The sequence below is a fragment of the Kitasatospora sp. NPDC058184 genome (assembly GCF_042883725.1).
Classification (GTDB): domain Bacteria; phylum Actinomycetota; class Actinomycetes; order Streptomycetales; family Streptomycetaceae; genus Kitasatospora.
In genome coordinates this window covers 100,480-127,373 of the sequence record NZ_JBHVVE010000002.1, presented here as the reverse complement: position 1 = coordinate 127,373, position 26,894 = coordinate 100,480, and the positions used below count along the sequence as shown (strand labels likewise).

The window sequence follows — 26,894 nt, the reverse complement described above, 5'->3', positions numbered from 1 at the left end:
GTTCCTCTGTTCAGAAGGTGAAGGAAGAGTGGGGATCAGTCGCGGCCGGGAAGGCGGCGTACGGTGACGCCGCGCGAGTCCGCCAGCAGCAGCGAACCGTCGGGGACGGACGTCCAGCCCGGCGCGTCGTCGTACGGTTCGGAGGCCACCACCGTGCCGAGGCCCGGCAGGGTGCGGTGGTACAGGGTGTCGCCCCAGGTGGTCGCGGCGATCGAGGCGCCGTCGGTGAGCAGCAGGTTGAGCCGCCCGGTGGTGTGCGCGGTGACGTCCGCGACGGTGCCCGCCAGGGCCTCGCCCGGCCCGGCGCCGTCCCGCAGCCGGTGCAGGGTGAGCGCCCACAGCAGCGCCGAGTCGGTGCGCGCCTCCAGGTCCAGCAGTTCGGCCGGGGGCAGCAGGGCGGCCAGCGCGTCCAGCTTGCCGGGCCAGCCGGCCACCGCGCCGTTGTGGCTGAACAGCCAGCGCTCGGCGGCGAACGGCGCGGCCGCGCCCTCGCCCGGCGCGCAGCCCTCGGTGGCGGACCGGACGGCGGCCAGCAGCGCCCGGGTGCGGACCACCCGGGCGAGGTCGGCGAAGGCCTCGTCCGCCCAGATCGGCCCGGTCCGGCGGTAGCGGGCGGGCACCTCGTCGCCGGCCGCGTACCAGCCGAGGCCGAAGCCGTCCGCGTTGACCGTGCCGCACTGCTGGACCCGGGGCGCCCAGGACTGCCGGTACAGCCCGTACGGCGGGTGCACCAGCAGCTCCCGGGGTGCCACCGGCTCGCCCAGGTAGGCGATGTGACGGCACATCAGTCCGCCTCCAGGTCGCGGGCGGTGCGGAACCCGGCGAAGATCTGCCGCCGGACCGGGTAGTCCCAGTTGCGGAAGGTGCCCCGGCAGGCGACCGGCGCCACCGCGAAGCAGCCACCGCGCAGCACCTTGTGCTCGGGGCCGAAGAACACCTCCGAGTACTCCCGGTACGGCCAGGCCCGGAAGCCCGGGTAGGGGCGGAAGTCGCTGGCCGTCCACTCCCACACGTCGCCGATCAACTGGCCCACCCCGTACGGGGACCGGCCCTTCGGGTAGCTGCCCGCCCCGGCCGGGCGTAGGTGGCGCTGGCCGAGGTTGGCGTGCTCGGGGCCGGGCGGGCCGTCGCCCCAGGGGTAGCGGCGGGAGCGGCCGGTGGCCGGGTCGTGCCGGGCCGCCTTCTCCCACTCGGCCTCGGTCGGCAGCCGCCGGCCGGCCCACCGGGCGTACGCGTCCGCCTCGTACCAACTGACGTGCAGGACGGGCTCGTCCGGCTCGACCGGCGCCACCGTGCCAAAGCGCCGGCGGAGCCACTGGCCGTCCTGGTGGCGCCAGAACAGCGGGGCGGTCAGGTCGGCGCGGCGGCGGTGCTCCCAGCCCTCCGGCGTCCACCAGCGCGGGTCGTCGTAGCCGCCGTCCGCGATGAACCGCTGGTAGGCGGCGTTGGTGACCGGGGTGGTGTCCAGCAGGAAGGCCGGCAGGTCGACGGTGTGCGCCGGGCGCTCGTTGTCCAGCGCCCACGGCTCGGTGTCCGTCCCCATGGTGAACGGGCCCGCGGGGATCAGGACTTCGGCGGGCAGGGCGGCCGCGTCGGCGGGCGCGGGCGGTGGCGGTGGGGCGGCCAGGGCCGGCTCGCCCTGGCGGAGCTGGTGGGTGATCAGCATCGTCTCGTCGTGCTGCTGCTCGTGCTGGGCGATCATCCCGAACGCGAACCCGGCGTCCAGCAGCGGCGCGCCCTCCAGCGGGCTCGCCGCCAGCAGGTCCAGCACCCGGCCGCGCACCTCGTGGGCGTAGGCGCGGGCCTCGGCGGGCGGCAGCAGCGGCAGGCTGGGGCGCTCGGCGCGGGGGTGCTGGAAGGCGTCGTAGAGCGGATCGATCTCGGGGTGCATCGGGTCGCGGCCGCCGACGTTGCGCAGCAGCCAGAGTTCCTCCTGGTTGCCGATGTGCGCGAGGTCCCAGACCAGCGGGGACATCAGCGGGGAGTGCTGGGCGGTGAGGTCGCCGTCCCCGACGCAGTCGGTCAGCGCGGCGGTGCGGGCGCGGGCGGCCAGCAGCTCGGTGGCGATGCTCTCGCGCAGCGCCTCGGTGCCGGTGGCGGCGGCGTCAGGGGTGGCGGTGGCGGCGGTCGGGCCGGTGCTGCGGTCCGGGCCGGCCGCCTCGGTGCCCCCGTGGGGTCGGACGTCGGTCATGGTGCGGCCTCCTCCGGGGGAGCGGGTCGGGTGCCGGAGCGCAGGGCGTCCAGCTGGTCGTCGGCCGGGCAGCGGCCGCGCGCGGGGTAGCGCTCGGCGAACTCGGCGACGACGGTGCGCAGTTGACCGGCGCCGGGCAGGCGGCCCAGTGCGGCGTCGGCGGCGGCGAAGCAGGTGAGGGTGGCCCGGCGCAGCTCCGGGTCGGCCATGGCCAGGGTGGCGGCCCGGCGCCAGACCTCGCTGCGCGGCGGGCGCGGACCGTCGGTGCGTTCCAGCGGCTCCAGCGCGGCCAGCGCGGCATCGGCGGCCACCGGGTCGTCCAGCAGGGCGGTGACCAGTGCGGCGACCACCACCCAGCCGTCCCCGGGCTGGGCGTCGATCATCCGCAGCTCCAGGTGGCCGCGCGGGCGCACCGGTGGGAAGAGGGTGGTGCGGTGGTAGTCCAAGTCGTCGAGCGTGGGCGGGCGTTCGCCCGCGCCGCGGATCCAGTCGCGGAAGGTCAGCCCGGTCGGGGCCGTCCAGGGCAGGCCCTCGGGCCTTCGTACGCACAGGACTTGGGCATCCAGCACGTACTGTGCCCAGGCCTCGCGCGGGTCGCCGTGGTCCGGCTCCGGGGCGAGCGTGCGGGTCGGGTCCATCCGGGACCACACGGCCTGCCGGGTGGACCGATGGCCGGTCGAACTACCGTCCAGTGTAGGGGAGTTGGCGAATGCGGCGACCAGCACCGGGCCCAGCCGGTGGGCCAGTCGCCAGCGGCGCTCCACCGCGTGCGGCCCGTCCGCCTCGCCGGCGTCCAGGCAGACCTGCACCGACGCGGTGCCGGTCATCATGATGCGGCCCCAGGGCCCGGCGGAGTCGAAGAAGCGCTCCATCGCGAGGTAGCGGGGGTGGTCCAGCACCATCCGTCGGGGGCGGGCGTACGGGTCCGTCCCGGTGCCGGTGAGTCGCAGGCCCTGTGCCGCGAAGGCGGCCCGCAGGGCGGTCAGATCGCGTCGGGTGTCCTCGACGCAGGCCAGGAGGCCGGTGGCGGGCGGGGAGCTGAGCTCGACCTGTCCGCCGGGTTCGAGCGTGAGGCGCGAACCGGAGGGGAGGGAGACGCCGTCCGGTCCGCCGAGTGGCAGCGACTCCAGTGCGGCGTGGAGCAGTTCCGGCCGTACGGGGCGGGACGGACATCGATCGTCATGGACGAACCATTCGACCTCCACCCCCACCAGACGGGGCGGTCCGATCTTGAAGCAGACGCCCGACACGTGGCTGCGCGCCCCCGATTCGGTCAACGGGGTCACCCCCGGCGGGGGTGTTGGCGTGCTCTGCCGGTCGGGCGGAGTGGTGCGGGATACCGGTATCACCGGACTCACCATCCTCGGGATCACGATTGCGGCCCGGTCTACCTTGCCCAGTCTGCTACGGAGCATGCGGGGATGCCCCGCAAAAATCGTGTGAACGTTCTTTTTCGCAGGTCAGGGCTGTGGCGAACGGGTGAGTTCGGGGCTGTCAGGCCGATCGGCGGGCAGGGAGCGGCCCGCACCCGGTCGGGGCACGTGCCGGGGTCACAGGCGCTCCAGCCGCTCCAGGACTGTCGCCAGCACCGGCCCCGGCAGGGCGTAGTTCAGGCGCAGCGAACCCCGGCCGCCGGGCCCGAAGTCGGCGCCGTCGGAGGCCTCCAGACCGCAGCGCTCCAGCAGCGCCCGGCGGGCGTCGGCGGGCGGCAGGCCGAGCGCGGCGGCGTCCAGCCAGAGCAGGTAGGAGGCCCGCGGGGTGGAGCGGACGGCGGGCCCGAGCCGGTCGGTCAGCCGGGTGCGGGCGGCGGCCAGGTGGGCGAGCAGCGCGTCCAGCCAGGGCCCGCCCTCGCGCAGCGCCGCCTGCTGCACGGTCTGCTCCAGCAGGCCGCCCTCCCAGAGGCCGTAGCCGGCCAGCGCCTCGGTGAACCGGGCGCGCAGCCCGGGGTCGGGGACGAGGGCGAAACTGCTGGGGATGCCGGAGCAGTTGAAGGTCTTGCCGACGGAGTTGAGGGTGACGACGAGGGGCCGGTGCGCCGGGTCGGCGGTGGTGACGGCGACGGGGTGGGTGCGGTCGGGGTGGGTGAGGTCGCCGTGCACCTCGTCCGAGACCAGCAGCGCACCGCTCTCGGCCGCCCGGGCGGCGAGCGCGCGCACGGCGTCGGCCGGCCACACCGTGCCGGAGGGGTTGTGCGGGTTGCTCAGCAGTACGGCGCCGACGGGGCGGGGGAGCGGGCCCGACGGGAGCCGGTAGCCGCTCGGGCCCGGGTGCGGAGGCCCTGGGTGCGCCGGGTGCAGCGGCAGCTCGCGGTACGGGAGGCCGGCCGCGCGGCAGAGCTGGGCGAAGCCGCCCCACTCGGGAGTGGGGAAGAGGACGGGGGCCTGCGGCCGTACGGTCTCCAGGAGGACGCGCAGCGCGGTGCGCGGGCCGCAGGGCAGCAACAGGACCCAGTCCGGGTCGACCGCGGCGCCGTGCCGGGTGCGGTACCAGTCGGCCACCAGCGCGCGGCCGGCCGGGTCGCAGACCGTGTAGCCGTACGCGCGGTGCCGGGCGCGCCGCTCCAGCGCCTCGGCGACGGCGGGCGGTCCGGGCAGGTCCATGTCGGCGAGGCCCATCGCGATCGTTCCCGGGGCGTCCGCGCGGGCCCACTTGCTGCTGCCGGTGCCGGTGCGGTCGAAGGGGGCGTCGAAGCCGAAGCCGGGGGCGGGGACGTCGGTGGGCGCGGGGCCGAGGGTGTCGCGAACAGATGACAGATTTCGAAAGCTGTCATCTGTTCGCTGAAAGTTGTCGTCTGTCATCTGTTCGCCGCCATCCGTCCTCCGACGCCCGGCACCCCGCTCGACGCCCGTCACCCCGCCGCCGCCCCCGCCAGGTACGCCGCGAGCCCCCGCCGCCCACGGCGCATCATCACCGCGTGGTTGGCCCGGAACAGCGGGTGCAGCGGCAGGGCGAGCCGGCGCAGCAGGGGCTTGCCGGGCCGGGTCTCCTCCTCGAACAGCACCCGGCTGCCCGGACCGCCCGGCCCGCGGGCCCCGCGCGGTCCGCCCGCCCCGCCCGCCAGGTCCGGCGTCACCGTGAACCGCGACCACCCGGCCAGGTCGCCCCGCATGGCCACCTCCAGCACCCCGGCGGCCGGGTCGCGCCGCCTCGCCGCCAGGCCGATCACCAACCGGTACGGCAGCAGCGCGCGCACCACCACGTCCCCGGAGTCCTCGCCGGTCGCTCGGACCTCGCGGATCTCCGGCCACCACAGCGGATAGCTCCGCACGTCCTCGAGGGCCGCGTACACGGCGGTCGCCGGAGCCGCGAGCCGCCAGACGCCCCGGAATCGGTAGTGGTTGGGGTCCACGGCCCCACCCTAGTCCGGGCCGGTCGCTCCGAGGGGTGAACGCCGTTGGACCGTTGCCGAGTTGGTCCGTGGCACGGCCGGTAACCGGAGGTGAATCTTCCGGAAGCGCCCGTCCGGGAGGAAGGAGGCACTCCGCTTGCACCCGTTCGGGGTGCGGGGGAGGATCTTCTGTGCTTGTAGTCTCATCAGTCACGGCAGCATCCCTTGGGCGCTGCGACCCCAGAAACCGGAGTGAAGGAGTCACAGGCATGCGGCGACCGAGCTGGGTACCGGAGGGTACGGACCTGGACAAACCGAACGCCGCGCGGGTCTACGACTACTACCTGGGGGGCTCGCACAACTTCGAGGTCGACCGGGAGATGGCCCGCAAGGCGATCGCCATGTGGCCGGAGCTGCCGCAGATCATGCGCTCCAACCGCGCCTTCCTGCGCCGCGCCGTGACCTTCCTCGCCGAGCAGGGCGTCACCCGCTTCCTGGACATCGGCTCCGGCATCCCGACCTTCGGCGCCGTGCACGAGATCGCCCGGGCGATCCGCCCCGAGGCCAAGGTCGTCTACGTGGACCGCGACCCGGTCGCCGTCGCGCACAGCCGCCTGCTGCTGGAGGACGACCACGACTGCGCCGTCGCCCAGGCCGACCTGCGCGACGTCGACGACCTGCTGGCCCGCCCCGAGGTCACCGAGCTGCTGGCGGCCGGCGAGCCCGTGGCCGTGCTGCTGGTCGCCGTCGCGCACTTCGTCGGCGACGAGGACGACCCGTGGCGGCTGATCGGAACGATCCGCGACGCCCTCCCGCCCGGCAGCGCGCTGGTGCTCTCGCACGCCGCCCTGGAGAGCCGCCCCGACCAGGCCGAGGACCACCAGAAGCTCTACCAGCGGACGCCGACCCCGCTGACCATGCGCACCCACGAGCAGATCACCGCGATGTTCTCCGGCTTCGAGCTGGTCGAGCCGGGCGTGGTGCACCTGCCGCTGTGGCGTCCGGACCAGCCGGGTACGGTCGGTGAGCACCCCGAGCGGATCGCCGGGGTGGCGGGCGTGGGGATCCGCCCTTGAGCGGACGCGACGGACGAGGCACCGACGGCCGCACGCCCCGCGCGGCGGCCGTCGCGAGGCCTGCCCGGCCCGCTCGGCCCGCAAGGCCTGCCGGGCCCGCCGGAACCGGCGCGTACACCAGAGGAACCAGGTTCAGCAGATGAGTACCACCCCGGTGCGCGGCAACGCGGAGCGGTTCCACGAGGAGTGGGCCCGGCTGCTCTCCGCCGACCACGGCACCGCCGTCCACCCCGGCCTGCTCGGCCGGCTGGTCGCGCGCACCGCCGCGCTGCTGCACCGCGCCCAGGAGGACGAGCCGTTCGAGCCGCGGCTGGCCGCGCAGGCCGGCGCCGACCTGGTCGACGCGCACTTCACCGACCCGGTGCTGCTGGCGCGGGCGGTCGAGCTGCTCCAGGCGCAGCCCGTCCAGGACGACCGCGGCCCGGCCCTGACCGGCGCCTTCGCGGCCGGCTGGGCGGCCGCCCTGCGCGAGCGCACGCTGACCGAGCAGGAGGCGATCCGCACCGCCGCCGACAGCGCCCGCAAGGAGGCCGAGCGGGCGCTGCGCGCCTCCGAGGCCCGGTTCCGGGCGCTGTTCGAGAGCGCCGCCATCGGCATCGGCATCGGTGACACCGACGGCAACATCATGGCGGTCAATAAGGCCCTCCAGGAGCTGTTCGGCGCGGGCCCGGAGGACATGATCGGCCGCCGGGTCGGCGACCTGGTGCACCCCGAGGACACCCCCGGCGTGTGGGAGGCGTACGAGGAGCTGATCAGCGGCAAGCGGGACTACTTCCAGTTCGACAAGCCGTACTACCGCCAGGACGGCGAGGTGATCTGGACCCACCTGACCGTCTCGCTGATCCGCGACGACGACGGCATCCCGCAGTACCAGGTCGCGATGCTGGAGGACGTCACCGACCGCTACCGGCTCCAGGAGCGGCTGCGCCACCAGGCCACCCACGACCCGCTCACCGGCCTGCCCAACCGCGCGGCCTTCTTCGAGCGGCTGGAGAAGCTGTTCGAGGAGCCCGAGCCGGGCGCCCGCTTCGGCCTCTGCTACGTCGACCTCGACGGTTTCAAGGTGGTCAACGACAGCCTCGGCCACGACATGGGCGACCAGCTGCTGGCCGCCGTCGCCGCCCGGCTGAAGGCCGCCCTCACCCCGCTCGGCCACCTGGTGGCCCGGCTCGGTGGCGACGAGTTCGTCGTCCTGCTGGAGAAGTGCCGGGGCGAGCAGGAGGCGGTGGCCGCCGCGAAGACCGTGCTCAAGGCGCTGGCCGGGCCGGTGCTGATCGGCGACCACAAGCTCGCCGTCGGCGCCAGCGTCGGCGTGCTGGAGCGGCGGGTGTCCACCACCACCCCGGGCGCCGCCGTCCGGGCCGCCGACCTCACCCTGTACCGCGCCAAGGAGGCCGGCCGCGGCCGCTGGACGCTCTTCGACCCCAAGGAGAACGCCCGGGCGGTCAGCCGCTACGCGGTGTCGGTGCGGATGCCGGCGGCCCTCGACCGCGGCGAGTTCTTCATCGACTACCAGCCGCTCTACCGCCTCGCGGACGGCCGGCTGGCCGCCGTGGAGGCGCTGGTGCGCTGGCGCCACCCGCAGCTCGGCGTGCTCGGCCCGGACGAGTTCGTCACCACCGCCGAGGAGACCGGGCTGATCATGCCGCTCGGCCGCTGGGTGCTGGAGCAGGCCTGCGGCCAGGCCGCGGACTGGATCAAGCGGTACGGCGACGCCGCCCCGCAGCTCAACGTCAACCTGGCGGTCCGGCAGGCCCGCAGTGCCGCCCTGGTCACCGACCTCGCCCGGATCCTCGACAGCACCGGCCTGGACCCGGCCCGGTTGCAGCTGGAGATCACCGAGTCGACCGTGGTCGGGCCCGAGGACGAGGCGCTGCGCACCCTGCACGGGCTGGTCGACCTCGGGGTGTCGCTGGCCGTGGACGACTTCGGCACCGGCTGGTCCAACCTCGCCTACCTGCGCGACCTGCCGGTCTCCGGGCTGAAGATCGCCGGCTCCTTCGTCGGCGACCTGCACGAACCGGGGAAGGACGAGTCCACCGGGTGGCGGATCGTCAGCGGACTGGTGTCGATGGCGCACGCGCTCGGGCTGAACGTCACCGCCGAGGGCGTGGAGACCCACCGGGACGCCGAACGGCTGCGGACCATGGGCTGCGACTGGGCGCAGGGCTGGCACTTCGGGCGCCCGGTGCGGCCCGAGGAGATCGCCCGGCGGATCGTGGAGGAACCGCTGGGGCGCCCGGTCGAGGAGCGCTGAGGCGGGCCGGCTGGACGCCGGCTCGAGTTCCGCTCGGGGGCCGGTCCGTTCCCGCCCGGTCCTGCTCCGCTCCGGCGGTCGCGGTGCCGGCCCGACCGCCGTACGGGCAGTGCCGGCCGAGGCGTCGACAGCGGCCGGTTCCCCGTCGGGGATCGCGCTTGCGTACCGGTCCTGCGATGGGTCGGTCCTGATCCGCGAAAGCGGCCGACACCCGCGCCCGCCATGAGGGATGATGACGCGTCACAATCCACCCCGGAACCGGTGCGCCCATGGTCACGGCCCCGCGCCGGTCCGGGCTGCGGGGGAGGGGAGCGTCGCATGGGCACGACGGAGGACGCGGACCCGGCCGAGGGCGGTCGGCGCGGGCCGAGGCCCCGGTCGGCCGCCGGAGCCGAGCCGGGGAATCCGCCGGGGAGCAGGGTGGAGCGGTGGTCGCGGGGGCGCTGGCGTGCCTCCGAGGACGCCCCGGACCGGTCGTCCCGGCTCGGCGCGACCCCGCGGGCCCGGGTGGACCCGCAGGCCGCGACCCGTCGGGTGCCCGCCGCCCCGCCGCGCTTCGATCCGGAGGCCGCGACGCGTCGGGTGTCCGGCAACGAGCCGCGGTACGACCCGGAGGCGGCCACCCGCCGCAGGCCGGACACCGGGCCGAGGTTCGACCCGCACGCCCCGACCGAGCTCCGGCCGAACCGGCCGAAGGGCTCGGGCAGTTCGGGGGACTCGGGGCACTCGGGACGTGCGCCTGGTGCCGATTCGGAGGCGGTGACCGAGGTCGTCCGGCCCCGGTCGGGCTCGGGGGCCGGCTCGTCCTCCTGGCAGGACGGCATCGGGCCCGGCGGCCCCGCCCCGGCCGGGGGAGGCGGCGGCGGGAGTGCGGGCGGGAGCCCGGCCGGCCCCGAGGACGGGTTCGGCGGGGCCCCGGACACCGGCGGTCCGTTCGAGGGCGTCTTCCCGGACGCCCTGCGGAGCCGCTTCATCCCGCTGGGTCGGGCCGGAGCCGGTTCCGAGGGCACCGTCTGGTACGTCCGGCGCACCGACGGCGGCGGTGACGCGGCCGTCAAGGTGGCCGTCGCGGGCCAGCCGATGGACCACGACCTGCTCTCCCACCTGGGCCACGACGGCTTCCGCCGGCACGTCCCGCAGCTGATCGACTTCGGCCGGGTCCGCCACCACGGCGCCCAGGTCGACTGGGTGGCCATGGAGTACCTGCCGGTCACCCTCGCCGCCCACGTCGCCGGGCTGTGGCGGTCGGGCGGGCACGGCGACCGGCGGACCACCGAGCAGATCGTCTACGAGCTGGTCGCCCTGCTCGACTTCTGGCAGCAGCGGATCCAGCGCAACCCGCTGGACTTCAAGCCCGCCAACATCCTGGTGCGCCCCGGCAGCGGGTCCGGGGAGTTCGTGATCGCCGACTTCGGCGGCGTCGACCGGCTCACCGACAGCCGCCGGTTCACCTCCGCGATGATGGTCACCGTCGCCTACATGGCCCCCGAGCAGCTGGCCGGCAAGAACCACCAGGCCGGGCCCTGGTGGGGGCTCGGCAACGTGCTGTACGAACTGTTCGTCGGCCGCCCCCGCTTCGTCGGCGCGGACGGCGAGCGCCCGGACGACCAGGAGCTGGAGCTGGAACTGGTCATGGGCGAGGAGGTCGACCTCAGCGCCGTCCGCGACCCGCGCCAACTGCTGCTCCTCCAGGGGCTGTTCACGAAGATGCCGGAGGACCGTTGGACCGCCCCGCAGGTCCGCAGCTGGCTGGCCGGCGGTACCCCCGAGGTGATCCGCCGCCGACCGCAGGCGCAGGCCAGGGCCCACCGGCCGGTCACCTTCCTCGGCAACCCGTTCACCGACCCGGTCCGGCTCACCGAGGCGCTGCTCAAGAACTCCGGCGCGGCGGCCCGCTGGCTGGCCACCGGGGGAGCGGAACGGGTGCGCGACTGGCTGCGGGACGAGGTCGAGGACACCGTCTTCGACCTGCACTACCTCTCCGACGTGGCCAAGGCGCCCGGCTCCCGGCGCGAGTCCGTGGCCGCGGTGGCGGTGCTCGCCCTGGGGGCCGCCTTCGTCCCGGGCGCCGTCCCCCACTACCGCGACCGGCCGATCGACACCACCGGGCTGGAACGCGTCGTCACCGCACCGGACGGCGCCGAGCTGATCGACGAACTCGTCCGGGGCGGGGTGCCGGCCGTGGTCGCCCGCTACGACTGCTTCCACCCCGAGTGCGCCGGCGAGCACTGCTCGCGGCTGCTAGCGCTGGCCGCACTGCCGGAGGTGCTGGCCGAGGTGGACCGGCTGGCCCGCACCGTCGGCGGCGGCCGACGCGGCGGCGACGGGCTCAGCCCGGAGGAACGCGAGGAGGCGCACCGGCAGGCGGTCTGGCTGAGCATCCGGCCCGAGGAACGCGCGCGGCTGCTCGGCCGGCTCTCGCCGCTGCCCGCCGCACTGCACCGACTGCCGCTGCCCGAGCGGGTCTCGGAGCTCGCCGCCGCGGTGGCCGCCTCGGTGGTGGACGGCGCGCTGGCCGTGGGCGCGGGCGCCCGCACCGCCGTACGGACCGTGGCCCGCAGACCGGCGCCCGATCCGGCGGCGGCCACTCCCCGGGACGTGGTGCGGCGCCACTGGTCCGCGCTGCGCCGTCGGGCGGTGAGCGCCGACCCGGCGCAGCCGGCCGGACGGGCGGCCCTGGTCGCGGCGGAGGCACTGCGGCGGCGCGGCCGGGGACGGCCCGAGCGGCCCGAACCGGAGGCCGGGGTGCGACAGGAGGGACGGGTGGCCCGGCTCTGGCTCAACCGGCGCCGCCGGCCGCCGACGGGCTGGGAGGACCGGCGGGAGCAGCTGGCGGCCTGGTGGCCGCACGCCCGTACCGCGCTGCCGCGCCGGGCCGGGGCGGTCCTGCTGCTGCTCCTCGCCTTCGGGCTGCTGCTGTGGGCGGGTGCGGTGCTCCGCTACCCGGTCGAGGCGGGGGAGAAGCTCGACCTCTCGCCCGCCGGCGCCTTCGGCGGCCCCCTGCGGAACGCCGGCGAGCACGCGGCCCGGCAGGTGGCCGGACAGCTCGGCGCGGGGCTCGTCGCGGCCGCCGTGATCGCCTTCTTCCCCGCCCGGGTGGGCATCGGCACGGCGCTGCTGACCGGCGCCGGAGCCCTCGCCATCGGCTACCTGCGGCTCGGACCGCCGATGACGGTGCTGGAGACGCCGCCGTCGGTGGCCGACCGGGTCGTGGTGTTCGAGGGCGGGATGGGGAGTTGGGCCGGCATCGCGGCCGTGGTGGCGACCGTCGTCTCGCTCGTCCTGATCGAGCGGGCCGCCAACCGGCTGCTGAAGCCGGCTCAGGAGGCCCGACGGCAGGCCCGGGAGGCCTGGCGGGAGCGGGGCGTGCGGGGTGTGCGGGGCGTGCGGGGCGCGGGGCCGTCCGGGGCAGCCACCGCCGAGCGGGCGGGGGGCGCGCCGTCCGGGCGGTGGCGGACGGGCGGCGCCGGTGCGCGCGACCGGCTGCGGTTCGCGCTCGGGACGACGGCGGTGCTGGTGCTGCTGCTGTGGGCGGCGGTCGAGGTCCGGCTGGCGGCCACCGGGGCGCACCCGACGCCCGACTCCTGGGGGACGGGGCAGGGCGGTGCGGACTACCAGGCCGGGTTCGTCCTGCTGCTGGCGGTGGTGTCGCTGGTCAGCACCCTCGGGACGCCGGCCACCGCCAAGGGGCTGTTCGTGCTCTGGGTCCCGGCCACGCTGTTCCTGGGCGCCTGGCCGGGGCCGCTGGGCCCGGTCGAGGCGCTGCGGATCCCGGTGTTCGAGGGGCTGTTCCGGGCGATCGCCGGGCTGTGGGGGCACGGGGCCTTCTGGGCCGCGCTGCTGGTGGCGCTGCCGTTGGCGGCGTACGGGGTGCTGCGGACGGTCCGGGGGCGCGCGGGGCGCGGGTGACAGCGAACGGCTGACGGCTGACAGATCACGGCGAACAGATAACAGCGAACAGATAACAGATGACAGCTGACAGATTTTGAAATCTGTCAGCTGCCATCTGTCACCAGCCGCCCGTGCGGCAGTTCAGCCGACCAGCCGGGACAGCTCGATCGAGTGCCCCGTCCGCTCCACCTTCGCCCGCAGGTAGCGGACGTTGCTGGCCGACAGGTGCACCCCCGTCGGCACCCGGTGCCGCACGACGATCCCCAGGTCGGCCAGCTGCGCCGCCTTGTCCGGGTTGTTGCTCAGCAGGTCGATGCCCGTGGCGTCGAGCGCGGCGAGCATCTGGGCGGCCGCGGTGTAGTCGCGGCCGTCCTCGGGCAGGCCGAGCGCGGTGTTGGCGTCGTACGTGTCCAGGCCGGAGTCCTGGAGGGCGTAGGCGTCCAGTTTGTTGTAGAGCCCGATGCCGCGGCCCTCCTGCCGCAGGTAGAGCAGGTACCCGCCGGCCTCGCTGATCCGCTCCACCGACTCGCGCAGCTGCGGCCCGCAGTCGCAGCGGTCCGAGCCGAAGACGTCGCCGGTCAGGCACTCGGAGTGCAGTCGCACCAGGGGCGTGCCGCCCTCGGGGACCGTGCCGAGCGCGAGCGCCAGGTGCTCGGCGCCGTCGGTGAGGCCGTGGAAGGTGGAGACCTCCGCGTCGGCGCGGTAGCCGTCGGGGAAGGTCAGCGGGATGCGCACACGCGAGCGCACCGTGGCGGCGCCGGGCTGCGGCATGGGTGGGCCTCCGTGGATCGGGGGTGGGCCGGGCCGGTTCGGCGCGGACCGGGGTGGACGCGGTCGGACCCGGACGGGTCGTGGTGCGTCGGAGGTCGACCGTACTAGGTAGTTCCAATTTGAACAACTAGGGGCCGCCGGGGCCCGGCTCGACCACCGGGGCGCACAACACCCCATCAGCCCCGGCTGTTCCCACCAGGGCTTCCAGCATGTGGATGGTGCGGGACCCGCGGTGTGGACACTGCGAGACTGGCGCCGTTTCCTGGGCACGTCCCTCAGGCCCGTCGGGACACTGCGCACGCCCATCGACGACCACGGAAGGGTCCTGAAGATGTCGACGACCCCTGCCACCCCCCACACCTCCGCTCCCGGCTCCTTCGAAGCCGAGCAGCGCGCGATAGAGGCGCTCTACGCGGACGTGGTCCGCCGCAACCGGGGCGAGGACGAGTTCCACCAGGCCGTCCACGAGGTGCTGGAGACCCTGGCGCCGGTGCTCGCCCACCGCCCCGAACTCCTCGACGCCCGGATCATCGAGCGGATCTGCGAGCCCGAGCGGCAGCTCATGTTCCGGGTGCCGTGGACGGACGACTCCGGTGACATCCACGTCAACCGCGGCTTCCGGGTGGAGTTCAGCAGCGCCCTCGGCCCGTACAAGGGCGGGCTGCGCTTCCACCCCTCGGTGAACCTCGGGATCGTCAAGTTCCTCGGTTTCGAGCAGATCTTCAAGAACGCGCTCACCGGCCTGCCCATCGGCGGCGGCAAGGGCGGCTCCGACTTCGACCCCAAGGGCCGTTCGGACGCCGAGATCATGCGGTTCTGTCAGTCCTTCATGACCGAGCTGTACCGTCACCTCGGCGAGTACACGGACGTGCCGGCCGGGGACATCGGCGTCGGCGGCCGGGAGATCGGCTACCTCTTCGGCCAGTACAAGCGGATCACCAACCGGTACGAGAGCGGCGTGCTCACCGGGAAGGGCCTCGGCTGGGGCGGCGCGCAGGTCCGTACCGAGGCCACCGGCTACGGCTGCGTCATGTTCACCTCCGAGATGCTGCACAGCCGCGGCGAGAGCCTGGACGGGCGCCGGGTGGTCGTCTCCGGGTCCGGCAACGTCGCCGTCTACGCCATCGAGAAGGCGCAGCAGCTCGGCGCGACCGTGCTCACCTGCTCCGACTCCTCCGGCTACGTGGTGGACGAGAAGGGCATCGACCTCGACCTGCTCAAGGAGGTCAAGGAGGTCCGGCGCGGCCGGGTCTCCGACTACGCCCGACTGCGCGGCGGCCACGTCCGGTTCGTCGAGGGCCCGGGCGTGTGGGGCGTGCCCTGTGACGTCGCGCTGCCCTGCGCCACCCAGAACGAGCTGGTCGAGGCCGACGCGCTGGCGCTGGTGCGCAACGGGGTGCTGGCCGTCGCCGAGGGCGCGAACATGCCCACCACCCCGGAGGCGGTGCGGGTGTTCCAGGAGGCCGGGGTGGCCTTCGGTCCGGGCAAGGCGGCGAACGCGGGCGGCGTCGCGACCAGCGCCCTGGAGATGCAGCAGAACGCCTCGCGCGACTCCTGGACCTTCGAGCACACCGAGGAGCGGCTGGCCGGGATCATGAAGCACGTCCACGACTCCTGCTTCACCACCGCCGAGCGCTACGGCCACCCGGGCAACTACGTGGTCGGCGCGAACATCGCCGGCTTCGAGCTGGTCGCGGACGCGATGCTGGCCCAGGGCCTGATCTGAGCCGCTGACGGCCGTCACCCGGCGATCGGTCAGGCACCAGGCACCAGGCACCAGGCACCCGGCGATCGGAGCCCGGCACCCGACCGGAGCGGGCACCGATTGTCGGGTGCGGCAGGGTGGGTCCTTCCTACGGTGAAGGTCAGCAAGGGAAGGACGGGGTTGGCGTGCTGGAGCACCTGAACCGGGCGATGGACCGGATCGAAGACGACCTGGACCGCGAGGTCGACGTGGCCGCGCTGGCGCGGATCGCGATGACGTCGGAGTACCACTTCCGGCGGCTGTTCTCGATGCTCGCCGGGATGCCGCTGTCGGAGTACGTCCGGCGTCGGCGGCTCACCGTCGCCGGGGCCGAAGTCCTGGGCGGCGAGCGGACGTTGCTCGACATCGCGGTCCGGTACGGGTACTCCTCGGGGGAGGCGTTCGCCCGGGCGTTCCGGGCCATGCACGGAGTCGGGCCGGGCGAGGCCCGGCGCGACGGCGCGGTGCTCGTCTCCCAGCCCCGGATGTCCTTCCGACTCATCGTGGAGGGAAGCAGCAGTATGGAATACCGGATCGTCGAGAAGCCGGACTTCCGGATCGTCGGCAGGAAGGCCCGGGTCACCCTGATCTACCTGGGGATCAACCCGGGGATCGCCGAGTTCATCAAGGGCCTCGGCAAGGAGACGGTCGAACGGATCGCGGCGCTGTCCGGGGACGACCCGGCCGGGATCCTGTCGGTGAGCGACGACTTCTCGCCGAACCGCGAGGAGGGCTCCGAACTCGACTACTGGCACGCGGTGGTGGCGCGCGAGGGGGCCGCCGTCCCGGCGGACCTGGACGTGCTCGACGTCCCGGCCGGCACCTGGGCGGTGTTCACCAACACCGGGCCGTTCCCGCAGGCCCTGCAGGAGATGTGGGGGGACGTGGCCAGCCAGTGGTTCCCGTCCAACCCGTACGAGGCCCGGCCGGGTCCGGAGATCCTGCGGGTCAGCCCGGTCCCGGGCACGGCCGACGCCGAGGCGGAGCTGTGGATCCCGGTGGCGAGGGCCGTGCGCGGCTGACGGGCGAAGGCTGACAGCCGACAGCTAACGGATAACAGCTAACGGATAACAGCGAACAGATGACAGCTGACAGATTTCGAAATCTGTCAGCTGTCATCTGTCATCTGTTCGCCCGCCCGCCTCGCCGCCCGTTCGGCCCACCCCGCCCGCCAAGCTCCGCCCCGCCCCGCATGCTGGGCCTGGAGGTGCGGGGGCCGAGGCGCCGAAAACCCGGGAGTTCCCGAGCAAGCTGCGAGGACAGACGCCATGAAGCAGACCTCCGTGACCACCAACGCCCCCTGCTGGACCGAGTTGGGCACCTCCGATCCGGCCGCCGCCCGGGCCTTCTACACCGAGCTCTTCGGCTGGCAGGCGGACGACACGGCCCGCCCCGGGGAGGGCGACTACACCCAGATGCTGGTCCGGGGCGTCCCGGCCGCCGCCATCACCCCGCGCTACGCCCCGCAGCAGCCGATCGCCTGGACGGTCTGCATCGCGGTCGCCGACGCCGACGCCACCGCCGCGAGGATCAAGGAGTGCGGCGGCCTGGTCCGGAAGGACCCCGGCGACGTCTTCGACTTCGGCCGGTTCTCGGTGGCCGCCGACCCGTCCGGCGCGGTGTTCATCCTCTGGCAGGCCCGCGCCTTCCGGGGCGCCGGGGTGTTCAACGAGCCCGGTGCGCTCGGCTGGGTGGAACTGCTCACCCGCGACCCGTCCGGCGCGCTCGCCTTCTACCCGGAGGTCTTCGGCTGGTCCGTCGCCCCGTCCGAGCACTACCCCCAGTGGGGCCTGGACGGACGGGACTTCGGCGGCATGCTGACGATGGACGACCGCTTCCCGCCCGAGGCGCCGCCACACTGGCTGCCGTACTTCGCGGCCGCCGACGTGGACGGCACCGTCGGCCGGGCGGTGGCGCTCGGCGGGGACGTGCTGACGCCCGCCACCGGCATGCCGGGCGGCCGGCGGATCGCCGTGCTGCGCGACCCCCAGGGCGCCGCGTTCGGCGTCTACACCGCCGGCACCGAGGGCTGACCGGCACGCCGCAGGGCGCGCGAGCGCCGCCACCCGGCGACGCCCGCGCCCGCCGCCCCCGCCGTGACCAGCAGCGCCCCCAGCGGCACCACGTCGCCGATCCGGTCGTACCAGGTCAGCGTCCCGGGCGCGGTGAGCGGCAGTCGGACGGTCAGCACGCCGGTGCCGTCGGTGCCGAGCCGGGCGAGCTCCCGGCCCTGGGCGTCGAAGGCGGCCGAGACCCCGGTCAGCGAGGCCTGGACGGCCGGCCGGCCGGTCTCGGCGGCCCGGATCGCGGCCAGCGAGACGTGCTGCTCGGGCGCCCAGGTGCGCTGGAAGGTCGAGGTCGAGGACTGGTAGACCAGCACCCGGGCGCCGTCCCGGGCGGCGGTGCGGGCCATGTCGGGGAAGGCCGACTCGAAGCAGATCAGCGCCCCGACCGGCAGCGGCGCGCCCGCCCGGTCGGTGGCGGGCAGGACGTGGAAGGCCGTTCCGGGGGCCCGGTTCTCGCCCGCGGCCCGGCTGACCCCGGCGATCCAGCCGAGCACCGGCCGCAGCGGGATGTACTCGCCGAACGGCACCAGCCGGATCTTGCGGTAGCGGTCCACCACGCCGGCGGGGGAGACCAGCACCGCGTCCTTGGAGATCCGCCCGTCCGCCTTGCGCGCGTCCTCCCCGGCGACGACCTCGGCGCCGGTGGTCGCGGCGAGCCGGCGCAGGGTGTCCAGTGCGGCCGGGTCGCGGTCCAGGTCGGCGGTGGTGCTGCTCTCGCCCCACACGACCAGGTCCACCGGCTGTCCGACCAGTCCGGCCGTGATCCGCGCGCTCGCCTCGAAGCGGGCCTGGGGGTCTTCCACGATGCCGGGCTGGACCAGTGCCACGGTCACGGCCCCGTCCGCGGCGGGTGCCTCGCGCAGCGCGAACAGCAGCGGACCGGAGGCCAGGACCAGCACGACGGTCCCGGCCGCGACGGCCCGCGGCCGCCGGTGCACCGCGGTCAGCGCGATCAGCGCCCCGGTGTTCACCGCCGCCACCGCCGCGCTGACCAGCCAGATCCCGCCGGCCGAGGCCAGCCCGAGGACCGCCGGGTGCTGCCACTGGGTGGCGCCGAGCAGCGCCCACGGCCCGCCGAGCGCGGGCCAGGACCGCGCGTACTCGGTCGTCACCCAGACGGCGGGTACGACCAGCAGCGCGAGCAGGGCCCGACGGGCGGTCAGCCGGGGGTGCAGCAGCCGGTGCACGGTGTACCCGACGGCGCTCTGGAGCGCCCCGAACAGCACCGCGATCACCGGCAGCCCCGGCCCGACGGACGGGACCAGCCAGTACATCGCGGTCAGGATGAACCCCGCGCCGAACCACCAGCCGCGCACCGCCGCCTCCCGGCCCGACGGCGCCCGCTGCATCAGCAGCAGTCCGGGGACGAGCGCGACCCAGGCCAGCCAGGCCTGCCCGGGCGCGGGGAAGGCGAGCACCGGAACCGCGCCGGCCGCCAGCGCACCGGTCCGCGCGCGGTACCGGTGCGGCGCGTGCGGCTCCCGTTCCTCGGCGGCGGTCGTGCTCAGGGTCGGGCTGGCGGGAGCGGAGCGACGCGACATGACCCGTATTGTCCGCTTGACGGGCGTACACCACCAGTACGCCGTTCAGCCGAACGGGTGACAAGAGCCCCATGTTCGGAACCAGTGGTCCCGGCCGTACCAGTGGCCTTGCCAGAACGGGCGATCGGAGGGGTGGCCCCAAGGAAGCGCGGCCCCGAGGAGGGCTGCCCCAAGGAAGTGCGGCCCCGAGGGGGCCCGCCCCTCCGATCACCGTGCGCGGCCTACTCCTCGCCGCCCTCCAGGTCCCCCTCGGTCTCCAGGAACGCGGCCTGCAGCTGCTCGATCAGCTCCGGGTCCGGCTGCTCCCACAGCCCGCGGCTCGCCGCCTCCAGCAGCCGCTCGCTGATCCCGTGCAGCGCCCACGGGTTGGCGCCCGCGAGGAACTCCCGGTTGACCGGGTCGAGGACGTACTCCTGGGTCAGCTTCTCGTACATCCAGTCCGCGACCACGCCCGTGGTGGCGTCGTAGCCGAACAGGTAGTCCACCGTCGCGGCCATCTCGAAGGCGCCCTTGTAGCCGTGGCGGCGCATCGCCTCGATCCAGCGCGGGTTGACCACCCGGGCGCGGAAGACCCGGGCGGCCTCCTCGGTCAGGGTGCGGGTGCGGACCGTCTCCGGTCGGGTCGAGTCGCCGATGTAGGCGGTCGGCGCCTTGCCGGTGAGGGCCCGTACGGTGGCCACCATGCCGCCGTGGTACTGGAAGTAGTCGTCCGAGTCGGCGATGTCGTGCTCGCGGGTGTCGGTGTTCTTCGCGGCGACGGTGATCCGCTTGTACGCGGTCTCCATCTCCTCGCGGGCCGGGCGGCCGTCCAGCCCGCGGCCGTACGCGTAGCCGCCCCAGACCGTGTACACCTCGGCCAGGTCGGCGTCGGTGCGCCAGTCCCGGCTGTCGATCAGCTGGAGCAGGCCCGCGCCGTAGGTGCCCGGGCGGGAGCCGAAGACGCGGACGGTGGCCTTGCGCTCGTCGCCGTGCACGGCGAGGTCGGCCTGGACGTGGGCGCGCACGTAGTTCGACTCCGGGGCCTCCTCCTGGGCGGCGGCCAGGCGCACCGCGTCGTCCAGCAGGGCGACCACGTGCGGGAAGGCGTCCCGGAAGAAGCCGGAGATGCGCAGCGTGACGTCGATGCGCGGGCGGCCCAGCTCGTCCAGCGGGATCGGCTCCAGGCCGGTGACCCGGCGCGAGGCGTCGTCCCAGACCGGGCGGACGCCGAGCAGGGCGAAGGCCTCGGCGATGTCGTCGCCGGCGGTGCGCATCGCGCTGGTGCCCCAGAGCGAGAGCCCGACCGAGGGCGGGTAGGCGCCGTCGTTGTCCGAGCGGTAGCGCTCGACCAGGGAGGAGGCGAGTGCCTGGCCGGTCTCCCAGGCGAGCTTGCTGGGGACGGCCTTCGGGTCGACGGAGTAGAAGTTGCGGCCGGTGGGCAGCACGTTGACCAGGCCGCGCAGCGGCGAGCCGGACGGGCCGGCCGGGACGAAGCCGCCCTGGAGCGCGTGCAGCACGGCGTCCAGCTCGTCGGTGGTGGCCGCGAGCCGCGGCACCACCTGGGCGGCGGCGAAGTCCAGCACGGCGCGGACGGCCTCCTGGACGGCCTCCGGCAGTTCGGCGGTCACCTTCTCGACCGCCTCGGGCGCCCAGTCCTCCGCCTCCATCGCCTCGACCAGGGCGCGGGCCCGGGCCTCGGCCGCGTCGGTGGCGCCCAGGGTCAGCGCCGCCTCGTCCAGGCCGAGCGCCTCGCGCAGGCCGGGCAGGGCGCTGACGCCGCCCCAGATCTGCCGGGCGCGCAGGATGGCGAGCACGATGTTGACCCGGTCGGTGCCGGTCGGCGCCTGGCCGAGGACGTGCAGACCGTCGCGGATCTGGGCGTCCTTGACCTCGCAGAGCCAGCCGTCGACGTGCAGCAGGAAGTCGTCGAAGCCGTCGTCCTCGGGGCGCTCGTCCAGGCCGAGGTCGTGGTCGAGCCGGGCGGCCTGGATCAGGGTCCAGATCTGGGCGCGGATCGCCGGCAGCTTGGCCGGGTCCATCGCGGCGATGTTGGAGTGCTCGTCCAGCAGCTGCTCCAGGCGCGCGATGTCGCCGTAGGAGTCGGCGCGGGCCATCGGCGGGACGAGGTGGTCGACGAGCGTGGCGTGGGCGCGGCGCTTGGCCTGGGTGCCCTCGCCCGGGTCGTTGACCAGGAAGGGGTAGACCAGCGGCAGGTCGCCGATGACGGCGTCCGGGCCGCACTCCGCGGACAGCGCGGCGGTCTTGCCCGGCAGCCACTCCAGGTTGCCGTGCTTGCCGAGGTGGATCACCGCGTGGGCGCCGAAGCCGCCGTCCTCCTGGGCGGCCTGGATCCAGCGGTAGGCGGCCAGGTAGTGGTGGCTCGGCGGCAGGTCGGGGTCGTGGTAGATGGCGACCGGGTTCTCGCCGAAGCCGCGCGGCGGCTGGATCAGCACGAGCAGGTTCCCGGAGCGGATCGCGGCCAGCACGATGTCGCCGTCCGGGTTCTGCGAGCGGTCGACGTACAGCTCGCCGGGGGCCGGGCCCCAGTGCTCCTCGACCTGCTCGCGCAGGCCCTGCGGGAGGGTGGCGTACCAGCGGCGGTAGTCGGCGGCGGGGATGCGGACCGGGTTGCGGGCCAGCTGCTCCTCGGTGAGCCAGTCCTGGTCGTAGCCGCCGGCCGCGATCAGGGCGTGGATCAGCGGGTCGCCCTCGTGGCCGCCCTCGCCGTCGTCGAACGCGGGGAGGTCGTCCCCGAGGTCCATGCCCTCCGCGCGCAGCCGCTCCAGCAGCCGCACCGCGCTGGCCGGGGTGTCCAGGCCGACGGCGTTGCCGACCCGGGCGTGCTTGGTCGGGTACGCGGACAGCACCAGGGCGAGGCGGCGCTCGGCGGCCGGGACGTGCCGCAGCCGGGCGTGCTTGACGGCGGTGCCGGCGACGCGGGCGGCGCGCTCCGGGTCGGCGGCGTAGACGGTCAGGCCGTCCTCGTCCAGCTCCTTGAAGGAGAACGGGACGGTGATCAGGCGGCCGTCGAACTCCGGGACGGCGATCTGGGTGGCGGTGTCCAGCGGGGACAGGCCGTCGTCGCTGGCCTCCCACTGGGCGCGCGACCAGGTGAGGCAGAGCGCCTGGAGGATCGGGCGGTCGAGCGCGGCCAGCGCGCCCGCGTCCCAGGCCTCCTCGTCCCCGCCGGCCTGGGCGTCGGCCGGGCGGGTGCCGCCGGCGGCGAGCACGGTGGTGACGATCGCGTCCGCCTCGCCGAGCGCGGCCAGCAGCTCGGGCTCGGCGCCGCGCAGCGAGGCGCAGTAGTAGGCCCTGGCCCGGGCGCCCTGGTCCTCGACGGCCCGGCAGAGCGTCTCCACGAAGGCGGTGTTGCCGCTCATGTGGTGGGCGCGGTAGTAGAGCACCGCCACCGTCGGACCCTCGGACGTACGGGCCTCGCGCTCCAGCGGGCCCCAGGCCGGGGCGGAGGCGGGCGGGGCGAAGCCGTGGCCGGTCAGCAGCACGGTGTCGGAGAGGAAGGCGCCCAGCTCGGCCAGGTTGGCGGCGCCGCCGTGGGCCAGGTAGGCGTGCGCCTCGGCGGCGATGCCGGCCGGGACGGTGGACAGCTCCATCAGCTGGGCGTCGGGGGCCTGCTCGCCCGTCAGCACCACCACCGGGCGGGGGCCGGCCAGCAGCGCGTCCAGGCCCTCCTGCCAGGCGCGGCGCCCGCCGAGCAGGCGGACCACGACGAGCTCGGTGCCCTCCAGCAGCGCGGGCAGGTCCTCGGGGGTGAGCCGGGCCGGGTTGCCGAGGCGGTAGCGCACCGGCCCCTCGGAGGCGCGGGCGCTGAGCAGGTCGGTGTCGGACGTCGACAGCAGCAGGATCATGTGAAGGCCCTCCCGGCCTCGTCGGTGGCCGGGGTGGCCGGGATCTGGGCCGGGGCGGCCGCTGGGGTGGCAGGGACGGCCGCGCGGTCGACCGGGGTGGTCGCGGCGCGGGCCGGGGCGGTCGCACGGTCGACCGGGGTGGTCGTGGCGGCGGCCGGAATGGGCATGACGGCGGTCGGGACAGCCGCGGTGGCGGCCGGGGACGCGGGCGCGGGCATGCGACAGCGCTGGAACATTTCTGCCTTCCTCGGGGTCCGCGCCCCGGGCCGGTGGAGGACGGCAGGAGTTCCTGGCTTCCGCGGCCGACCGGTCTACCGGTGAACCGCGGTCACAGTGGCGGGACCGCACCGGGTTCGCACCGGTTTCCTCCCCTGCGCCGTCGCTGGCGTGCGGACGGTCCGTGAGGGACCGCCCGCCAGCATCGTACGGGGTGCTGCTGACCTGGGGGAGGGTGAGCTTTCGGACGTCCGGCCGACGGGGCTCGGATGTCCGGCGGACGGGGGCTCGGATGTCCGGCAGGTGCGGCGGGGGCGGGGCCGGGGTGTGATGCAGCGGACGGAGGCAAGCGATCGGATCATCTGTATGCTCGCCGCCATGCCACCGACACCCGACGCCACCGCGCCGGGCGCCGCAGGACCCGACCGGGAGGTGCCCGACCGGGGGCGTGCGGACGCCTGTCCCGGAGCACTTCGTCTGCATACGGCCGACGACGGCGCCCTCGCCCGGATCCGCCTGCCCGGCGGCCTGCTGACGGACCGTCAGGCCATCGCGCTGGCCGAGGCCGCCGAGGCCCTCGGCGACGGCGAGTTGGAGACCACCTCGCGCGGCAACGTCCAGCTGCGCGGCCTGGCCCCGCACTGCGCGGCCGAGCTCGCCGACCGGCTGCGCGCCGTCGGGCTGCTGCCCTCGGACACCCACGAGCGGGTCCGCAACATCGTCGCCTCGCCGACGGCCGGACTGGACACCGCCGCCGAGGGAGCCGTCGGCAACGCCGATGTGCAGTCCTGGGTACGGGAGTTGGACGCGCGGCTGTGCGCCGCCGACTGGGCGGCCGGGCTGTCCGGCAAGTTCCTGTTCGCACTGGACGACGGGCGGGGCGACGTCGCCGCGCTCGACGCCGATGTGACATTGGTCGCAGGCCCGGACGGCACCCGGCTGCTGCGCCTCGGACGCGACGGACGCGGACACCCGGTCGAGGCCGGGCGGGAGGTCACGGCCGTGCTGGACGCGGCCCGCTCCTTCCTGGCGGCGCTGCGGACGCACGGGCGCAAGGCCTGGCACCTGCGCGAGGTCCCCGAACTGCTGCCGGCCGGCACGGTGCCGCTGCCCGCCTTCGCCGGCACCGCGCCGGCCGTCGGCGCGCTGCCCGGCGGGCTCTCGGTGGGGCTGCGGTTCGGCCGGGCGAGCGCCGGGCAGTGGCGGACGCTGGTCGCCGCCTCGGCCGGTGAGCTGCGGCTGACCCCCTGGCGCGGGGCGGTGCTGCCCGGTGCCCCGGCCGACCGGCTGCCCGGGCTCGCCGCGGCCGGCTTCCGCACCGAGCCCGGCTCGGCCTGGGAGCGGGCCACCGCCTGCACCGGGCTGCCGGGCTGCGCCAAGTCGCTGGCCGACGTTCGTACGGACGCGGCCCGGGCGCTGGACTCCGGTGCCGCCGTGAGGACTGGTGCCACGGTGAGGGCCGGTGCCGTCGTGAGGACCGGTGCCGGCCCCGATGGTCTGCTGCCCGTCCACTGGTCGGGCTGTGAACGGCGCTGCGGCCATCCGGCCGGGCGGTGGGTGGACGTGCTCGCCACGGGGCGCGGCTACCGGGTGACGGTGAACGGGGCGAACGCCGACGTGCCGGAGCCCGATGCGGCGAAGGCCCATGAGATGAACGCCGTTGTGACGAACGCCGTTGTGACGAACGAGGAGATGGCCGAGGCGGTCGCCGAGGCCAGGAGGACCACGAAGTGATCGAGTACGAGAAGGACGGCGCGTCCATCTACCGCCAGTCCTTTGCCACCATCCGCGCGGAGGCCGATCTGGCCGCCCTCCCGGCGGACGTCTCCCAGGTCGCGGTGCGGATGATCCACGCCTGCGGGATGGTCGACCTGGTCGAGGACCTGGTGTACTCGCCCGGTGTGGTCGCCTCCGCGCGCGCCGCGCTGCACGCGGGTGCGCCCATCCTCTGCGACGTCAACATGGTCGCGAGCGGCGTCACCCGTCGGCGGCTGCCGGCCGACAACGAGGTGATCTGCACCCTCACCGACCCCTCGGTGCCCGAACTCGCCCGCACGATGGGCAACACCCGCAGCGCCGCGGCCATGGAGCTGTGGCTGCCCCGGCTGGAGGGCGCGGTGGTCGCCGTCGGCAACGCCCCGACCTCGCTGTTCCGGCTGCTGGAGATGATCGAGGCGGGCGCACCGCGACCGGCCGCGGTGATCGGCGTCCCGGTCGGCTTCATCGGCGCCGCCGAGTCCAAGCAGGCGCTGGCCGAGCACCCGTCCGGCCTGGAGCACCTGGTGGTGCGCGGTCGGCGCGGCGGCAGTGCGATGGCCGCCGCCGCCATCAACGCGATTGCGAGCGAAGAAGAGTGACGGACCGTCAGAGCACCACGGGTCGGCTGTACGGCGTCGGGCTCGGCCCGGGCGACCCGTCGCTGGTGACCGTCCGCGCCGCCGAACTCATCGGCAAGGCCGACGTGGTGGCCTACCACAGCGCCCGGCACGGCCGGTCCATCGCACGGTCGATCGCCGAACGGTATCTGACGGACAGTCAGATCGAGGAGAAGCTGGTCTACCCGCTCACCGTCGAGACCACCGACCACCCGGGCGGCTACCGCGGCGCGTTGGACGACTTCTACGAGGAGGCCGCCGCCCGGCTGGCCGCCCACCTGGACGCCGGGCGCGACGTGGTCGTCCTCGCCGAGGGCGACCCGCTCTTCTACGGCTCCTACCAGCACATGCACAAGCGGCTCGCGCACCGCTACCCGACCGAGGTGGTGCCGGGCGTGACCTCGCTCAGCGCGGCCGCGGCCCGGCTCGGGCAGCCGCTGACCGAGGCCGAGGAGACGCTCACCGTCATCCCCGGCACGCTGCCCGAGGAGGAGCTGACGGCGCGGATCGCGGCCGCCGACTCGGCCGTGATCATGAAGCTGGGGCGCACCTTCCCGACCGTCCGCCGGGCCCTGGAGCGGGCCGGGCGGCTGGCGGACGCGCAGTACGTGGAGCGGGCCTTCATGGCGGGGGAGCGGATCGCGCCGCTCGCCGAGGTCGACGGCGACACGGTGCCGTACTTCTCGGTCGCGGTGCTGCCGAGCAAGGTCGCGCCGCTGGAGCCGGAGGTCCGGCTGTCGGACGGCGTCGGCAGCGTGACCGTGGTCGGCACCGGGCCGGCCGGGCCGCTCTGGCTGACCGCCGAGGCGCGCGGCGCGCTCTCCGAGGCCACCGACCTGGTCGGCTACACCACCTACCTGGACCGGGTGCCGGAGCGGCCGGGGCAGCGGCGGCACGGCTCGGACAACAAGGTGGAGTCGGAGCGCGCCGAGTTCGCCCTGGAGCTCGCCCGGCGCGGGCACCGCGTCGCGGTGGTGTCCTCGGGTGACCCGGGGGTGTTCGCGATGGCCACCGCCGTGCTGGAGGTCGCCTGCGAGGAGGCCTACCGGGACGTCCCGGTGCGGGTGCTTCCCGGGATGACCGCCGCCCACGCGGCCGCCTCCCGGGCCGGCGCCCCGCTCGGGCACGACTACGCGACGGTGTCGCTCTCGGACCGGCTCAAGCCGTGGGACGTGGTGGCGAAGCGGCTGCGGGCCGCGGCCGAGGCGGACCTGGTGCTCGCGCTGTACAACCCGGGCTCGAAGTCCCGGACCACCCAGGTCGGGCTCGCCCGGGACCTGCTGCTGGAGTACCGGGCGCCGGAGACCCCGGTGGTGATGGCCCGCGACGTCGGCGGCCCGACCGAGCGGGTGCGGATCGTCCGACTGGGCGAGCTGGACCCGGCGCTGGTCGACATGCGGACCATCCTGCTGATCGGCTCCTCGCAGACCCGGGCGGTCGAGCGGGGCGGCGGCGTGGAGGTCGTCTGGACGCCGCGGCGGTACCCGGAGGAGTGACGGGTGACAGATGACAGCGAACAGATTTCATCATCTGTTCGCTGTCATCTGTTCTCTGTTCGCTGGTATCCGTTCCCTGTTCTCCGGCTGCCGGATC

18 protein-coding genes and 1 riboswitch are annotated in these 26,894 nt (G+C 74.9%); of the genes, 9 read left to right on the top strand and 9 right to left on the bottom strand.

Annotated features, from left to right (window positions below; translation table 11 throughout):
• Positions 1 to 35: 35 nt before the first annotated feature.
• The 5 genes from egtC to ACFVXH_RS03770 all read right to left on the bottom strand — a co-directional run bounded on the left by egtC (position 36) and on the right by ACFVXH_RS03770 (position 5,540).
• Positions 36 to 785 (bottom strand): ergothioneine biosynthesis protein EgtC, encoded by a 750-nt coding sequence (egtC, locus tag ACFVXH_RS03790; protein ID WP_387819998.1) that lies wholly within the window; start codon positions 783 to 785, stop codon positions 36 to 38.
• Positions 785 to 2,191, bottom strand: coding sequence for an ergothioneine biosynthesis protein EgtB (gene egtB / locus ACFVXH_RS03785; RefSeq protein ID WP_387819996.1), 1,407 nt, complete (start codon positions 2,189 to 2,191; stop codon positions 785 to 787). Before egtB ends, egtC begins: the two co-directional genes overlap by 1 nt.
• A complete protein-coding gene (gene egtA / locus ACFVXH_RS03780; protein WP_241853032.1) occupies positions 2,188 to 3,468 on the bottom strand; it encodes an ergothioneine biosynthesis glutamate--cysteine ligase EgtA in 1,281 nt (426 codons plus the stop codon). Before egtA ends, egtB begins: the two co-directional genes overlap by 4 nt.
• Positions 3,469 to 3,741: 273 nt before the next feature.
• Positions 3,742 to 4,989 carry an aminotransferase class I/II-fold pyridoxal phosphate-dependent enzyme gene (locus ACFVXH_RS03775; RefSeq protein ID WP_387819993.1) on the bottom strand — a complete coding sequence of 416 codons (1,248 nt, stop codon included), beginning with the start codon at positions 4,987 to 4,989 and terminating at the stop codon, positions 3,742 to 3,744.
• A gap of 50 nt (positions 4,990 to 5,039) precedes the next feature.
• Positions 5,040 to 5,540 carry an SRPBCC family protein gene (locus ACFVXH_RS03770; protein ID WP_387819991.1) on the bottom strand — a complete coding sequence of 167 codons (501 nt, stop codon included), beginning with the start codon at positions 5,538 to 5,540 and terminating at the stop codon, positions 5,040 to 5,042.
• Positions 5,541 to 5,788: 248 nt separating this feature from the next.
• Between ACFVXH_RS03770 and ACFVXH_RS03765 the strand changes: the two genes are divergently transcribed.
• The 3 genes from ACFVXH_RS03765 to ACFVXH_RS03755 all read left to right on the top strand — a co-directional run bounded on the left by ACFVXH_RS03765 (position 5,789) and on the right by ACFVXH_RS03755 (position 12,761).
• Positions 5,789 to 6,595 carry an SAM-dependent methyltransferase gene (locus ACFVXH_RS03765; protein WP_074004343.1) on the top strand — a complete coding sequence of 269 codons (807 nt, stop codon included), beginning with the start codon at positions 5,789 to 5,791 and terminating at the stop codon, positions 6,593 to 6,595.
• 139 nt (positions 6,596 to 6,734) lie between these two features.
• A complete protein-coding gene (locus ACFVXH_RS03760) occupies positions 6,735 to 8,852 on the top strand; it encodes a bifunctional diguanylate cyclase/phosphodiesterase (RefSeq protein WP_079272470.1) in 2,118 nt (705 codons plus the stop codon).
• Between the two features lie 318 nt (positions 8,853 to 9,170).
• Positions 9,171 to 12,761, top strand: a complete 3,591-nt coding sequence (locus ACFVXH_RS03755) for a hypothetical protein (RefSeq protein ID WP_387819989.1) — start codon at positions 9,171 to 9,173, stop codon at positions 12,759 to 12,761.
• Positions 12,762 to 12,884: 123 nt separating this feature from the next.
• Here the strand turns inward: ACFVXH_RS03755 and ribA are convergent, their stop codons facing one another.
• Positions 12,885 to 13,514, bottom strand: coding sequence for a GTP cyclohydrolase II (gene ribA / locus ACFVXH_RS03750; RefSeq protein WP_049659023.1), 630 nt, complete (start codon positions 13,512 to 13,514; stop codon positions 12,885 to 12,887).
• A gap of 331 nt (positions 13,515 to 13,845) precedes the next feature.
• Here ribA and gdhA point away from each other — a divergent pair, with 331 nt between their 5' ends.
• From gdhA to ACFVXH_RS03735, 3 genes are all read left to right on the top strand, one after another.
• Positions 13,846 to 15,240 (top strand): NADP-specific glutamate dehydrogenase, encoded by a 1,395-nt coding sequence (gdhA, locus tag ACFVXH_RS03745; protein WP_049659022.1) that lies wholly within the window; start codon positions 13,846 to 13,848, stop codon positions 15,238 to 15,240.
• Between the two features lie 164 nt (positions 15,241 to 15,404).
• A complete protein-coding gene (locus ACFVXH_RS03740; RefSeq protein ID WP_387819986.1) occupies positions 15,405 to 16,280 on the top strand; it encodes a GyrI-like domain-containing protein in 876 nt (291 codons plus the stop codon).
• Positions 16,281 to 16,526: 246 nt separating this feature from the next.
• Positions 16,527 to 17,291, top strand: a complete 765-nt coding sequence (locus tag ACFVXH_RS03735; RefSeq protein ID WP_375873484.1) for a VOC family protein — start codon at positions 16,527 to 16,529, stop codon at positions 17,289 to 17,291.
• On the opposite strand, the gene lnt is transcribed toward ACFVXH_RS03735, so the two are convergent.
• The 3 genes from lnt to ACFVXH_RS03720 form a co-directional block, all read right to left on the bottom strand.
• A complete protein-coding gene (gene lnt / locus ACFVXH_RS03730) occupies positions 17,267 to 18,865 on the bottom strand; it encodes an apolipoprotein N-acyltransferase (protein WP_387819984.1) in 1,599 nt (532 codons plus the stop codon). The two genes, ACFVXH_RS03735 and lnt, sit on opposite strands and share 25 nt — an antisense overlap.
• A 221-nt stretch (positions 18,866 to 19,086) precedes the next feature.
• A complete protein-coding gene (cobN, locus tag ACFVXH_RS03725; protein ID WP_387819982.1) occupies positions 19,087 to 22,710 on the bottom strand; it encodes a cobaltochelatase subunit CobN in 3,624 nt (1,207 codons plus the stop codon).
• Complete coding sequence (locus ACFVXH_RS03720) at positions 22,707 to 22,946, bottom strand: hypothetical protein (RefSeq protein WP_387819980.1); 240 nt, start codon at positions 22,944 to 22,946, stop codon at positions 22,707 to 22,709. Before ACFVXH_RS03720 ends, cobN begins: the two co-directional genes overlap by 4 nt.
• A gap of 47 nt (positions 22,947 to 22,993) precedes the next feature.
• Positions 22,994 to 23,079, bottom strand: a riboswitch (cobalamin riboswitch).
• A gap of 213 nt (positions 23,080 to 23,292) precedes the next feature.
• Between ACFVXH_RS03720 and ACFVXH_RS03715 the strand changes: the two genes are divergently transcribed.
• The 3 genes from ACFVXH_RS03715 to ACFVXH_RS03705 are packed head-to-tail and all read left to right on the top strand — an operon-like array spanning position 23,293 to position 26,797.
• Positions 23,293 to 24,660 carry a hypothetical protein gene (locus ACFVXH_RS03715; protein WP_387819978.1) on the top strand — a complete coding sequence of 456 codons (1,368 nt, stop codon included), beginning with the start codon at positions 23,293 to 23,295 and terminating at the stop codon, positions 24,658 to 24,660.
• Entirely contained in the window at positions 24,657 to 25,283 is a 627-nt protein-coding gene (locus ACFVXH_RS03710) for a precorrin-8X methylmutase (RefSeq protein WP_049649824.1), read from the top strand. The genes ACFVXH_RS03715 and ACFVXH_RS03710 overlap by 4 nt, the downstream gene beginning before the upstream one ends.
• Positions 25,280 to 26,797 (top strand): precorrin-2 C(20)-methyltransferase, encoded by a 1,518-nt coding sequence (locus ACFVXH_RS03705; RefSeq protein ID WP_387819977.1) that lies wholly within the window; start codon positions 25,280 to 25,282, stop codon positions 26,795 to 26,797. The genes ACFVXH_RS03710 and ACFVXH_RS03705 overlap by 4 nt, the downstream gene beginning before the upstream one ends.
• Positions 26,798 to 26,894 lie beyond the last annotated feature (97 nt).